Genomic DNA, 13,553 nt, shown 5'->3' on the forward strand with positions numbered 1-13,553 from the left:
GGTGAATGGCCCGCCGCCGCAGGCCACCTCTTCTGTCGCCTACCGTCCCTCGTACTTTGGCGCGCGCTTCTCGAGAAAGGCGATCACCCCCTCCTGGAAGTCCCGGCTCTTGCCGCACTTGCCCTGCAACTTGGCCTCCATCGCCAGTTGCTCGTCCAGCGTGTTCTCATAGGCCCCGCGGATCGCCCGCTTGATCTGGCGATAGGCCAGCGTCGGACCGTTGGCGAGGTGCAGCGCCCGGTTCCACCAGTGGTCGGCAAAGCCCTCGTCCGGCACCGCCTCCCAGATCATGCCCCAGTGCGCGGCATCCCTGGCGCTCACCGGCTCGGCAAAGAGCGCCGCCCCCATGGCCCGCGGAAAGCCCACCTGCCGCGGCAGCCACCACGTGCCGCCCGCATCCGGGATCAGCCCGATCCGGGCGAAGGCCTGCAGAAACACCGCGCTCTCCGCGGCGATCACCACGTCGGCGGCCAGCGCAAGATTGGCGCCCGCACCCGCCGCATGACCGTTCACCGCCGAGATCGTCGGCACCCGGCACTCGTAGATCGCCTTCAGCATCGGCTCGTATTCGTCGATAAGCGTGCGCTCCATGTCGGCATCGCTGATCGAGGCCCCCTCCCCCAGGTCCTGGCCCGAGCAGAAGGCCGAACCCGCCCCGGTCAGCACCACCACGCGCGCCTCTGCCTCACCCGCCTTGAGTGCGTGCAGCAATTCGGCCCGCATCTGGGTGTCGAGGCAGTTCATCTTCTTGGGGTTGTTGAGCGTGATCACCGCCACATGGTCGCGGACGGAGTAGCGGATCGCCTGATAGTTCATCCTTGGGCTCCCTGGATTGGTCAGGGACAAGATACTGAACTTACCGGTTCAGAAAAGCCCAAACGGAACGTCACGCATCCTCGCCGAGCAACTCCTTCAGCCGGGCTTCCTCGTCCGGCGCCAGGGCATCGGCGTCCCGGCCCGCATTGCGGTGCCGTTGCGCGGCCACGACCACACCCAGCCCCACCAGCAGGAGCGCGGGCCCGGCAAGCCAGACGATCAGGTTCCAGCCCTGCTTCGGCGGGTTCATCAGCACGAAGTCCCCGTAAAGTCGCAGGAACTCCGCCCTCACCTCCTCGTCCGTCGCCCCCGCCGCGATCATCTCGCGCACCACCGCACGGGCATCCCTGGCCCAGTCGGCGTTGGATGAGGCGATGGATTCGGCCTGGCACTTCACGCAACGCAATTCGTGGTCGAGCGCGCGGGCGCGGGCCTCCAGCGCCGGATCGTCGAGCATCTCCGAGGGGTCCAGCGCCAGCGCCATGCCTGCCCAGAGCACCACGATCACGGCCGCCGCAGAGCGGGTGACCCCCACCAACCGACCCGGGAGGCGATGCCAGGCCCTCATTCCGCCGGCACGCCCTGCGCCTGCGGCTTCCGCGCCGCTCCCGCCGCCAGCCGGAACCGCCGATCCGAGAGCGAGAGGAACCCGCCCAGCGCCATCAGGATGCAGCCGCCCCAGATCCAGTTTGCGAAAGGCTTGATGTAGGTGCGCAGCGCCCAGGCCCCGCCGGCCTGCTCGTCGCCGATCACCACGTAGATGTCGCGCCAGACGCCGTTGAGAATTGCGGCCTCTGTCGTCGGCATCGCCTGAACCGGATACACCCGCTTCTCCGGCCGCAGCACCGCCATCTCGCGCCCGTCCCGCGCCACCGTCACATCTGCCATGGTCGAAAAGTAGTTGGGCCCCTGCACCCGCTCCACGCCATCGAGCCGGATGGTGAAGCCTGCCACGTCGAAAGGTTCGCCCACCTGCGCCACGCGGATATCCTCCACCTGCCAGGCCGTGATCGCAGCGACCCCGAGGATGGTCACCCCGAGGCCCGAATGGGCAACGAACTTGCCCCAGTCCGCTCGCGCCAGGCGGGTCAACCGCGCCAGCCGCCCGCCCAGCGGGCCGCGCCCGGTGCGGCTCATCAGGTCGAGCACACCGCCTGCCACGATCCAGACCGCAAGGCCAAAGCCCACCGGCGCCAGAAGGCTGCGCCCGGACTGCACGGCCCACACGAGCCCCAGCGCCGCCAGCGCCAGCATCATCGCAGGGGCCACCGCCCTGACCGTCCGCCCGAGCTTCGCCCGCTTCCACGGCAGCATCGCACCAACCGGCAGGATCACCGCGAGCGCCACCATGAAGGGCGTGAAGGCCGTGTCGAAGAACGGCGCCTGGACGCTCAGCTTCTTGCCCAGCGCCAGCTCGGCGATGAGCGGCCAGACCGTGCCGATGAACACCAGCAGCGAGGCCACCGACAGAAGCACGTTGTTCATCACCAGCGCCGATTCCCGGCTGACGGTCGAGAACAGCCCCTTGGCCTCCATCGCCCCCGCGCGCACGGCAAAGAGCAGGAAGGCTCCGCCGACGAAGACCGCCAGGATCGCGAGGATGAAGACACCCCGCTCCGGATCGTTGGCAAAAGCATGCACCGAGGTGATCACCCCCGACCGCACGATGAAGGTGCCGATCAGCGAGAAGCCGAAGGCGGTGATCGCCAGCAGGATCGTCCAGGCCTTCAGCGCCTCGCGCTTTTCCACCACGATCGCGCTGTGCAGCAGCGCGGCGGCAAAGAGCCAGGGCATGAAGGAGGCGTTCTCCACCGGGTCCCAGAACCAGAAGCCGCCCCAGCCCAGCTCGTAATAGGCCCACCAGGAGCCCAGCGCGATGCCGATGGTCAGAAACACCCAGGCCGCCAGCGTCCAGGGCCGCACCCAGCGCGCCCAGGCGGCATCCACCCGACCCTCGATCAGGGCCGCCACGGCAAAGGAAAAGGCCATGCTGAGGCCGACGTAGCCGAGGTAGAGGAACGGCGGGTGAAACGCGAGCCCCGGATCCTGCAGAAGCGGGTTCAGGTCCTGCCCGTCGAGCGGCGGCTGTGCCAACCGCAGAAAGGGGTTGGAGGTGAACAGGATGAAGGCATAGAAGGCCACCCCCACGCTTGCCTGCACCGCGAGCACGCGGGCGCGGAAGGTCTCGGTCAGGTTACCGCCGAACACCGCTGCCGCCGCGCCGAAGCCCGCAAGGATCAGGACCCAGAGCAGCATCGAGCCTTCGTGGTTCCCCCAGACACCGCTGATCTTGTAGATCATCGGCTTCAGCGTATGGGAGTTGAGGGTCACCAGCCGCAGCGAGAAGTCCGAGGTGACGAAAGCCCATGTCAGCGCGGCAAAGGACAGCCCCACCAGCAGGAACTGCATCACCGCCGCGGGCTCGGCCAGGGCCATCCACCCCGCCCAGCGCTTCTGCGCGCCCACCATCGGAACCACGGTTTGCACCACCGCAAGCACGGCGGCGAGGATCAGGGCGAAATGGCCAAGCTCTGCTATCATGGCTCACCTTCTAAGCCATCCGCAGCGCCCCGCCAATTCCCCTGTGCGCACCCGTCGCAGGGACGTGATGCAGCGCCGGCCGCCTCACAGGGTCTCCGTCACCTTGCGCAGGTGGGGCGGCGCGTCGGGGTCGAGCCCCCGCGCCCGCGCCACGCGCTCCGCCATGGCGTAGAAGGCCACGATCAGCGCCAGCGGGTCGGTCAGGCCATGGCCGGTGCGGGGCACCTCCAGCACCCGCGCGGCCTGCGCCAGCGGCGTGGTGGCGAACACGCCCGCCCCCTGCCGCGCCAGCCGGTCGGCCATCTCTGCAACGCCCTGCTCCGCCGCATCCCCGCAGGCAAACGCCAGCACCGGAAAGCCACGGCCGACAATGCTCACCGGCCCGTGCAGAACCTCGGCGGACGAATAGGCCTCGGCATGTGTCTGGCAGCATTCCTTGAACTTCAGCGCCGCCTCCTGGGCCATCGCCCAGCCCGGCCCACGGCCCAGCACATAGACCGAGCCGCCCTCGTCCATCGCCTCGGCCGCATCCCTCCAGTCCGCCTCCACCGCCCGTGACAGCGCCTCCGGCAGGCCCCGAATCGCTTTCAGCAAGCCAGGGTCCTGCGCCACTTCCGCCACCAGCCAGAGCGCCGCGAGGGCCGAGGTGACAAAGCTCTTGGTCGCCGCCACCGACCGTTCCGGCCCGGCGCGGATGTCCACCACATGCTCCGCCGCATCCGCGAGAGGCGAGCCGGGGGTGTTGGTCAGCGCCACCGTCAGCGCGCCCCCGACCCTTGCCGCCCGCGTCATCGCCACGATGTCCGGGCTCCCGCCCGACTGCGAGACCGAGAGCGATACCGCCCCGCCAAGCCTGAGCGGTGCCCCGTAGACCGAGGCCACCGATGGCCCGACCGAGGCGGCAACCCGCCCCAGAACCAGCTCGGCGGCATATTTGAAGAAGGTGCAGGCATGGTCCGACGACCCACGGGCCACGGTCACGAAAAACGCAGGGTCCCGCGCCGCGACCGCCCGCGCCACCTCGGGCACCGCCTCTGCGGCCAGCAGGCGCTCGACCGCCGCCGGGATCTCCTCGATCTCCTGCCGCATCAAGGTCTTGTCCGTCATCGAACATCCTCCCGTCAGCGCCACCCTGCCCCGGCGGCGCGCGCTCCGCAATGCTTGCCCTTCCGCCCCCGCCGCGCCACCCTGCCGCCAAAGGGAGACCCGCATGACCCGCACGCTCATCATCGGCCTCGGCAACATGGGCCGCAGCCACGCGCTCGCGCATCACGCCAACCCGGTGTCCGAGATCATCGGCCTTGTGAACCGCTCCGCGCCCATCCTGCCGCCGGCCCTGCACGGCTATCCCTTGCTCCACAGCGTCGACGAGGGGCTCGCGCTGGAGCCCGATCTCGTCGTCATTGCCACCCATGCCGACAGCCACGCCGATCTCGCCATTGCCGCCATGGAAGCCGGCGCCCATGTCTTCGTCGAAAAGCCCCTCGCCGCCACCGTGGAGGAGGCGCGGCGCGTCGCCGCGACGGCGCGCGCCACCGGCCGCAAGCTGACCGTCGGCTACATCCTGCGGCACCACCCCTCATGGCAGCGGCTCATCGCCGAGGCCCGCGCTCTGGGCGGGCCCTATGTCTTTCGCCTCAACCTCAACCAGCAATCCACCGGCGCCGCCTGGGAGGCGCACAAGGCGCTGATGCGCACCATGTCGCCCATCGTCGACTGCGGCGTGCACTACGTCGATGTCATGTGCCAGATCACCGAGGCCCGCCCCACCCGCGTCCACGGCATCGGGGCACGGCTTTCCGACGAGATCGCGCCCGACATGTACAACTACGGCCAGTTCCAGGTGACCTTCGAAGATGGCTCCGTCGGCTGGTACGAGGCCGGCTGGGGCCCGATGATCTCCGAAACCGCCTATTTCGTGAAGGATATCGTCACCCCCTCGGGGTCGGTCTCGATCGTGGATGCCCCCAGGACCGACAGCGACGACATCGCGGGCCACACCCGTGTCGGCGGGCTGCTGTTGCACCGTCCCTCGGGCGACAGGCTCATCGACCTTCCCGACGAGCCCGACCATCAGGCCCTCTGCAATGCCGAACAGGCCTTTCTGCTCCGCGCCATCGCCAAAGACATCGACCTGTCCCGCCACGTCGAGGACGCCGTGCAATCCCTCGCCATCTGCCTCGCCGCCGACGAGAGCATCCGAACCGGCGCAGCGGTTCTGCTATGATTCGCCTCCCAGGCGCCCTCCGCAGCCCCGCCTGACAGCACGGCAAGGTTTCCCCCACGTCAGTAAAAAATATTGCCCCTTTCCTCCTGTTTTCTGGCAAAACAACCTGAGGGGTAAGACATCGAGCAAGCAGACACCCTGACCAATCCGACTGGTGACCCGCACCGGCGGCAAGAACAATAGTGGTGAAAAGGGCAAGTGAATGTTGCAGAAGACCAGGCAATTCGTGGCATTCCAGGGCTACGTCTTGTTTACGGCAATCGTGGTCATCAGCGTCATGGGCATCGGCTACTCGGTCATCCGACTGGACCGTGACAGCCACCTCAGCTCGGTGCGCCGCGAGGCCGAACAGGCGCTGTCCCATTCAACCGATCAGATCAAGCTGCGCTTCTTCGGGGCGGTTCAGGTCGCCAACAAGATCGAGAGCCTTCTCGGCCCGGAGGGCGAGATCCCCGAACGCCAAGTCGCCTTGGTGGTGGAAGACCTGCAACGCTACAACCCCAGCGTCATAGCGGTGGGCCTCGCACCCGGCCTCGTGCTGACCCACAGCTTCCCGCAAGCGGACAACCGCTCGACCATCGGCCTGAAATACTGGGAGATTCCGACGCAGATGCAAAGCGTCGCGCGCGCCATCCGGGCACAGCATCCGATCGTTGCCGGGCCGCTGCCGCTGGTTCAGGGGGGCACAGGCTTCATTCTGCGCTACCCGGTGTTTCGCGCCACGGCACCCTACGGCAACAAGGAACTCTGGGGCGTGATCTCGATCGTCGTCAGCGCCGAAGGCATGTTCAGCGGCCCGCAGAGCCCCTTAAGCGAAGACCACGGCTACATTTTCACCCTGCAGGAGGTCCACGCAACAAGCGAACCCCGTCGCTTCGTTTCCGATGCGGGCGCCCTGCCGGCCAGCAAGCCCGTGGTGCGCGCCTTCAACATGATGGGCTCCGATTGGGAGGCCACCGCGATCCCGCGCGGCGGCTGGCCCTCCTACTCGCCGCAAAGTCCCTACCTGCTGGCCTTCGCCCTGCTCTCTGCCATCATGCTGGTGGGCCTGCTGGCCGTGCTGCGCCGCACCACGATCAAGGAGCAGAACGCCAACGCGCTGCTGGTCGAGGCGATCGACTGCATGGACGAGGGCTTCATCGCCTTCGACGAGCGGGAGCGCCTGGTCATGGTGAACCGGACCTATCGCGACTATCACCAGAGCCTCGCCGGGATCCTGCACATGGGTGTCACCTTCGAGGAGCTGGTCGACTTCGGGCTCGCACGCGGCGCCTATCCCCAGGCCGTCGGCTGCGAAGCGGAGTGGAAGGCGGAGCGCCTGGCACGGTTCCGCAATCCGAAGGAAGCCTACCTGCAACCCGTGGACAACGATCGCTGGCTGAAGGTGACCGAAGCCAAGACCCCGCATGGCTACACCATCGGCATCCGCACCGATGTCACCGCGGAGAAGCGCGCCCAGGAGGCCGCCGAGGCCGCCGACCGCGCCAAGACCGAGTTTCTCAACAACGTCTCCCACGAGCTGCGCACGCCGCTCACGGTCATTTTCGGCCGCGCCTCCTTCCTCAGGCATTCCGAGCAGCTGCCGCAGGCCAAGGGGCTGGCCGCCGCCCTCGACGGAAACGCCGGCGCCAGCAGCGATGTCGCCACCGCCGTGCACACCTTCCAGCGCTTCGTCTCCGAGCAGGGCGCGGGCATCTCCGGTTCGGCCAAGCACATGCTGCGGCTGGTCGAGGATCTGCTGGACTGGAGCCGCATGGCCCGTGGCAAGATCGAGCTCGATCTCGCGCCAACCGAGCTGGGCGAGATCGCAAGCTCCGTGATCGAAGACCTGCACCCCGAGGCCGCCGCCAAGGGGCTCGAAATCACCTGTTCCGCCGAGCAGCCCACCGAAGCGATGGCCGACGGCATCCGGGTCAAGCAGATCCTCTACAACCTCATTTCCAATGCGATCAAGTTCACCGATGCGGGCCATGTGCACGTGTCCGTCGCGTCGCACGGCGATGAGGCCGTGATCAGCGTCACCGATACCGGCTGCGGCATCGCGCCGGATCACGTCGACCACATCTTCCAGCGGTTCCACCAGGTCGATACATCCATGTCGCGCAAGAACGGCGGGCTGGGGCTTGGTCTTGCCATCGCCGAGCAGCTGGCTGCCCTGCACGGCGGCACGCTGACCGTCCAGAGCCGCCTCGGCCAGGGCTCGACCTTCCGTCTCAGTTTGCCCTCTGCCGAGGCACTCGCGCTTCCCAGGTCGGCCTGACGCGGCGCCGGTCAGGAAAGGGCGCAGTCCGGCCCGCGCTCCAGCGGTTCATCGATGGACAGGCCCGATGGCCGCCAGTCGAAGATCGCCACCGCCTGCCCTCCGTCAAACCCCACGAAGAGCGTGCCCGTCTCGGGCTGCAACGCCACGCCCTCCGCGTCATAGCCCCATTCCGAGAGCGGCGTGACGGTCAGCACGCGGCCATCCGGCGCAAGCTCGAAGAGCGCATTGCGCCCCTCGTTGTCATCGACCACCAGGATGTTGCCGGAGAAGGGATCGCGCTCCACCCCCTGCAGTTCCACCATCGGCGGGTCAAGGCTGTCCCCCCAGAGCTCCATCAGAACCGCGCCATCCGGGCCGATGCGCAACAGCCGCGAAGGGTCATCCTCCACCACCAGAAAGCTGCCGTCCGCATCGCGGTGCAGCCCCTCGGTATCCACCAGCGTGGCCGAGAGGCTGAAATCCTGCGCGCGGGCGCGGCCGTCCCGGTCCACCCGCCTGAACCCGCCCCAGCCATCGGCCAGGAGCAGCCCCTCGGGCTCCACCGTCAGGCTCCGCACCGAGCCCATTCCGCTGTCGAACCGCATGATCTCCCGCCCGGTCGCGCCGATCAGGATCACCTCGCGCCCCTCGGTCGCCACCCAGACCCCGCACACCTCTGCATCATAGGCCAGCGACACACCGCGCAGCCCCGCCAGGGTCTCGCGGTGCACCAGCTCCGCCCCGGCGGGGGCGGCCATGCTCAGGCCAAGCAGAAGGGGACAAAGACGCAACATGCCCCACCCTGCGGGCGGTCCCGCGCGGCGGTCAAGTCACGCTTTGGGGTATGGCTTGGGGATTGTGGCGGAGAGACAGGGATTCGAACCCTGGAGACGGTTCCCCGCCTACACACTTTCCAGGCGTGCGCCTTCGACCACTCGGCCACCTCTCCGGTCCGCGCCTCATAGCCAAACCCGCAACCGGGATCAACCCCGGAAACACCGGAACCCCAGGCTATCGCACCCCGCGCCGCAAGCAGATCCCGCAGGCCCCTTCGGCACGCGGCTTTGCCCATGTCATGCTCCGCCACCCGGTGGCTTCGGACCGCGATTTCAAACGAGCGGCCGTCCCCGCCGTGGTGCTTCCGCAGAGCCCATGACATGACGAAGGGGCTGGCGGCCTGCCTTCCGTGTGATCAGGCGCCAAACCGGGCGGGCCGCCTAGCCGAAGAGGATGTTGACGCGCCGGTTGGCACGCCCCTTCTTCTCCAGCTTTCCCAATCTCAGCGGACCGATCTCGCCGGTGCGCGCCACATGGGTGCCGCCGCAGGGCTGAAGGTCCACCTGGGCCTCGCCCGCGCCGATCCTGACCAGCCGGACCCGCCCCGATCCGCGCGGCGGAGCGACCGACATCGTCTTGACCAGCCCCGGGTTGGCATCGAGCTCGGCATCGGTGATCCAGCTCTCGGTCACCGGCAGATCGCGCCCGACCAGGGCATTCAGTGCCTCTTCCACCGCGTCCCGATCCTCGATCGGCTCTTCCATCATGAAGTCGAGCCGCCCCTTCTCGGCCCCGATGCTGCCGCCGGTGACCGGATGGGGCAAAACCACCGAGAGCAGATGCAGCGCGGTATGGATCCGCATGTGCGCGTAGCGCCGCTCCCAGTCGAGCGATTGCCGAAGCTCGGTGCCAACCTCGGGCAAGGCGCCCGGAATGGCAGGCACCAGCACCACCGCCTCGCCCTCTCCCTTAACCGCCGTGGCGATCTCGAGCTGGCCGCCCTCCCAGTGGAGCATCCCCGCATCGCCCGGCTGGCCGCCGCCGGTCGGATAGAAGATCGTGGCATCCAGCACCACGCCGCCCTCCGAGGTATGGGCCAGCACGGTCGCGCGGGCGTCGCGCATGTAAGGGTCATCCCTGTAGAGTGCCAAGGTCATCGGTCCCCTCCGCCATCGCCACCCTCACCCTCGAGGTCGCCCTTCATCAGCCCTGCCCGCGCCGCGGCGCGCGAGGGGCTCTCGGGCGCGGCGGGCGGCTGCGCCTCGGTGCCCGGCACCACCGGTTCGGCCTCTATCGTGGCCCCGCCCTCCTGCGCGCCCCGGATCGCCGCGCCCAGCGCCTCGGGGTTGCGCAGCCAGAGGTCGCGCTGCGCGAAGGGGATCTCGATCCCCTCCTCCTTGAACCGCTCCGCGATCCGGTGGCGGATCTCCGTCTGCACCACCATGATCGAGAACACGTCGCGCAGGATCACCCGGATCTCGAAATCGAGACTGTCCGCCCCGAACCCGGTGAACACCACCTGCGGCGGCGGGTTGAGAATCACGATCGGGTGCTCCTCGGCCACGCCCTGCAGGATCCCGGCCACCCGCCGGGTGTCGGAGCCATAGGCCACGCCCACCGGCACCGTCAGTCGGCCCGACATGTTGGTCTTGGTGTAGTTGGTCACCTGGCCCGAGATCAGGTCCGCGTTCGGCACGATCACGTCGGTCTTGTCGAAGGTCTCGATCCGGGTCGAGCGGACGGAGATCTTCTTGACGATCCCCATCACGCCGCCCGAGCTGATCCAGTCGCCCTCGCTGATCGGGCGCTCGATCAGCAGGATGATGCCGGAGACGAAGTTGCTGACGATGGTCTGCAACCCGAAGCCGATGCCCACCGAGAGCGCACCGGCCACGATGGCAAGGCTCGAGAGGTCGATGCCGGCAGCGGTGATGGCGATGACGGCGGCGAGGAAGATGCCGATGTAGCTGACGCCCGACAGGATTGCGGTGCGCCCGCCCGGGTCGATCCTCGTCTTCGGCAGCACCGAGGTGCGCAGCGCCCCCTGCAACAGGCGGGTGACCAGGTAGCCCACCGCGAAGACCACCGCGAAGAGCAAGAAGTTCGAGGGGCTGATCGTGCTTTCACCGATCGAGAAGCCGGCCATGAACCGCTGCCACAGTTCGGTCAGGTCGGCCACCCGTGCGCCCCAGATCAGCGCCAGCAGCGGAAGCGCGGCCAGCACGATGAAGAAGGAGATCAGAACCGCCACCAGCCCGTCGGTCCCGTCGTCCTGCCGCCCGAAGAAGAGCGCCCAGAGATGGGCAAAGAAGCGTTGCAGCAGCGAGACCACCGCCAGCACCGCCAGGGTCGAGAGCGGTGCCGAGACGAGGAAGTCCCCTGCCTTCAGGTAGCCCAGCACCGCCATGACCGGCCCTGCGACGGCCAGCGTCACCGCAGCGCGCCCGATCAGGTGGATGATCCGCGCGCGAAACCCTTTCGAGGTCTGATCGTCGATGACCGCGTCGGCTGCCCGGTTGTGAGCGATCATGAGCTGCCCGAGCCGGAAGAGCGCAACGGCCCCCAGCACCAGGATCGGGAAGTTGAGAAAGACCGCGGCCGCTTCGCTGATGCCCGAAAAGGCGGTCAGCGACGTCAGCAGGGCACCCAGTGCGCCCGCCACGCCCGCCATGGTCGCCCAGAACCGGCCCGACCGGCGCTGTGCCTCGTCATGCTCCAGGGGCGGCGGCAGGATCTCGATCTTGGGAAAGCTGTGAAAGCCCAGCCAGCGCGCGCCGAAGATCAGGATCCCCATCACCGGGATGGTGGTCAGGATCTCGTCGGTCAGCAGCCCGCCCACGCCGGTGATCCGCAAGCCCGCCACGATCAGCACCAGCCCGATCTGCGGCAGAAGCAGCTGGCCCACCGAGACCAGCATGGCAAAGATCACCGTGCTCTGGGCCCGGCCCGACCGGGTGAGCAGCCGCTCCGAGAGCCGCATGCTCCAGCCCCGCCCGCGAACCACCAGAACCAGCCCGATCAGCGCGACGATCAGGGCCGCCGCGAGGTTGTTGCGCAGCGCCTCCTGCTGCAAGGTGTTGCGCCAGCTGGTGGTCAGGTTCGTCCGGAGCGTGCCCCCCACCGCCGCCAGTTCGCCCAGCGGCTCGATCCAGTTGGTCGGAGACAGCGGGCTCGGGCCAACGTCCAGCAGGGCGCTCGTCTGCCGCTCGCGCAACAGGGTATCCACCTGCCCGATCAGCCCGTCCGCCCGGATCCAGGCCTCCTCGGCGGCACGGATCGGCACCAGCAGACGTGTAAGCTGCGCGTTCAGCTCGCTGCGCCGCCCGGCCAGTTCCGCGGCCTCTTCTTCGCCCTCTGCCGGAGCCGGCCCCAAGGCCTCGACCTGCCGTTGCAGAATCTCGATCCGCCCCGAGTTGGCCGATTGCGCCGCGAGGAACTCGGTGCGCCAGCCCGCCAGCCGCTCGCGTAGCTGCTCGAGTGCCACCGAGGAGGCGGCGTTGCGATCCAGCACATCTTCCGCCTGGCGCGCGACCTTCTCCCAGGCCTCGTAGTCCGGCCCGCCCGGCAGGCTGAGCGTCGCCGCTTCGAGGCTGCCGTCCACCGGCGGAATGACCGGCTCGTCAGCCGCCGGATCGGCATCGGAGACAGTTGCCCCCGGCGCTCCTGAGCCATTGACGAGGTCTTCCGCCAGCGATTGCGCCACGCCGGTCCCCGGCAGCGCCAGAACGGCCAGCAAGAGCCACAGACGCAACATGCTGCCCATTGCCCCCCTCATGCTTCGACGGTCACGTCCGGCATGTCGGCGCGGGTGCCCCGGGTCAGGAATTCCGGCACGGGCAGATCCTTCTCGCGCAGGAACTCGGGGTTGAAGAGCTTGGTCTGGTAGCGCGTGCCGTAGTCGCAGAGCACGGTCACGATGGTGTGGCCCGGCCCCATCTCCTTCGCCATTCGCACGGCCCCCGCGATGTTGATCGCACTGGAGCCACCAAGGCACAGGCCCTCCTCCTCGAGCAGGTCGAAGATATAGGGCAGCGCCTCGCTGTCGGGGATCTGCCAGGCCATGTCCGGCTTGAAGCCCTCCAGGTTGGCGGTGATCCGCCCCTGCCCGATGCCCTCGGTGATCGAGCCGCCCTCGGCCTTGTGCTCGCCATGGGTGTAGTAGTTGTAGAGCGTCGCACCCATCGGGTCGGCGAGGCCGATCTTCACCCCCTTGGGCTGAAGCGCCATGCCCACCCCCGCCAGCGTGCCGCCCGAGCCCACGGCGCAGATGAATCCATCCACCTTGCCATCGGTCTGCGCCCAGATCTCCGGACCGGTGCCCTCGATATGCGCCTGCCGGTTCGCCACGTTGTCGAACTGGTTGGCCCATATCGCCCCGTTCGGCTCGGATTGCGCCAGCCGCTCGGCCAGCCGACCCGAGTAGCGGACGTAGTTGTTGGGGTTGCGGTAGGGGTTGGCGTCCACTTCCACCAGCTCCGCCCCGGCCAGGCGGATCATGTCCTTCTTTTCCTGGCTCTGCGTCCGCGGGATGACGATGACGGTTCTGAACCCCATCGACGCGCCCACCAGCGCCAGGCCGATCCCGGTGTTGCCCGCCGTGCCCTCCACGATCGTGCCCCCGGGCCGCAGCTGCCCCTTGGCCACCGCATCGTTGATGATGAACAGCGCGGCCCGGTCCTTCACCGACTGGCCGGGGTTTAGAAACTCGCATTTGCCCAGGATCTCGCAGCCCGTGGCCTCGCTCACCTTGTTGAGCCGGATGAGCGGGGTGTTTCCCACCGCCGCGGCGAGGTCGGGTTTGATATCCATGGCTGCCTTCCTTCTTTGCACCCGCACCGGGCGCCCTGCCCCACTTGATAGGCCCCCGGCCCGCAAGGTCAACAGCGGCCGCGCCGCAGCCTGCCCCCCAGGGCGATCAGCCGGTTTTGCGACGGCGGAGACAGGCGAACG

General features: G+C 68.2%; 10 protein-coding genes and 1 tRNA gene. 2 read left to right on the plus strand and 9 right to left on the minus strand.

Translation table 11 applies throughout. The features are described from left to right. Window positions 1–39: 39 nt before the first annotated feature. The 4 genes from BUR94_RS09190 to BUR94_RS09205 all read right to left on the minus strand — a co-directional run bounded on the left by BUR94_RS09190 (window position 40) and on the right by BUR94_RS09205 (window position 4,464). A complete protein-coding gene (locus BUR94_RS09190; RefSeq protein WP_074255958.1) occupies window positions 40–816 on the minus strand; it encodes an enoyl-CoA hydratase-related protein in 777 nt (258 codons plus the stop codon). A gap of 70 nt (window positions 817–886) precedes the next feature. Then, the gene (locus BUR94_RS09195) at window positions 887–1,384 is read right to left on the minus strand and encodes a cytochrome c-type biogenesis protein (protein WP_074255959.1); all 498 of its coding nucleotides are present in this window, start codon (window positions 1,382–1,384) and stop codon (window positions 887–889) included. Beyond that, a complete protein-coding gene (locus BUR94_RS09200; RefSeq protein ID WP_074255960.1) occupies window positions 1,381–3,357 on the minus strand; it encodes a heme lyase CcmF/NrfE family subunit in 1,977 nt (658 codons plus the stop codon). The genes BUR94_RS09195 and BUR94_RS09200 overlap by 4 nt, the downstream gene beginning before the upstream one ends. An 84-nt stretch (window positions 3,358–3,441) precedes the next feature. Next, window positions 3,442–4,464 carry an SIS domain-containing protein gene (locus BUR94_RS09205; protein ID WP_074255961.1) on the minus strand — a complete coding sequence of 341 codons (1,023 nt, stop codon included), beginning with the start codon at window positions 4,462–4,464 and terminating at the stop codon, window positions 3,442–3,444. Between the two features lie 103 nt (window positions 4,465–4,567). Here BUR94_RS09205 and BUR94_RS09210 point away from each other — a divergent pair, with 103 nt between their 5' ends. Together BUR94_RS09210 and BUR94_RS09215 are read left to right on the plus strand one after the other, a co-directional pair. Beyond that, window positions 4,568–5,584, plus strand: a complete 1,017-nt coding sequence (locus BUR94_RS09210; RefSeq protein ID WP_074255962.1) for a Gfo/Idh/MocA family protein — start codon at window positions 4,568–4,570, stop codon at window positions 5,582–5,584. A gap of 202 nt (window positions 5,585–5,786) precedes the next feature. Continuing rightward, window positions 5,787–7,844: an ATP-binding protein gene (locus BUR94_RS09215; RefSeq protein WP_074255963.1), complete on the plus strand. Its 2,058-nt coding sequence runs from the start codon at window positions 5,787–5,789 to the stop codon at window positions 7,842–7,844. An 11-nt stretch (window positions 7,845–7,855) separates the two neighbouring features. On the opposite strand, the gene BUR94_RS09220 is transcribed toward BUR94_RS09215, so the two are convergent. The 5 genes from BUR94_RS09220 to BUR94_RS09240 all read right to left on the minus strand — a co-directional run bounded on the left by BUR94_RS09220 (window position 7,856) and on the right by BUR94_RS09240 (window position 13,412). Beyond that, window positions 7,856–8,584, minus strand: coding sequence for an SdiA-regulated/phytase-like domain-containing protein (locus BUR94_RS09220; protein WP_074255964.1), 729 nt, complete (start codon window positions 8,582–8,584; stop codon window positions 7,856–7,858). Between the two features lie 101 nt (window positions 8,585–8,685). Beyond that, a tRNA-Ser gene (locus BUR94_RS09225) sits at window positions 8,686–8,775 on the minus strand. 268 nt (window positions 8,776–9,043) lie between these two features. Beyond that, a complete protein-coding gene (locus tag BUR94_RS09230) occupies window positions 9,044–9,760 on the minus strand; it encodes an alanyl-tRNA editing protein (protein WP_074255965.1) in 717 nt (238 codons plus the stop codon). Then, a complete protein-coding gene (locus BUR94_RS09235) occupies window positions 9,757–12,366 on the minus strand; it encodes a DUF3772 domain-containing protein (protein ID WP_074255966.1) in 2,610 nt (869 codons plus the stop codon). The genes BUR94_RS09230 and BUR94_RS09235 overlap by 4 nt, the downstream gene beginning before the upstream one ends. An 8-nt stretch (window positions 12,367–12,374) precedes the next feature. Next, window positions 12,375–13,412, minus strand: coding sequence for a cysteine synthase A (locus BUR94_RS09240; protein ID WP_074255967.1), 1,038 nt, complete (start codon window positions 13,410–13,412; stop codon window positions 12,375–12,377). Between the last annotated feature and the right edge of the window lie 141 nt (window positions 13,413–13,553).

The organism is Vannielia litorea, assembly GCF_900142295.1.
GTDB lineage: Bacteria > Pseudomonadota > Alphaproteobacteria > Rhodobacterales > Rhodobacteraceae > Vannielia > Vannielia litorea.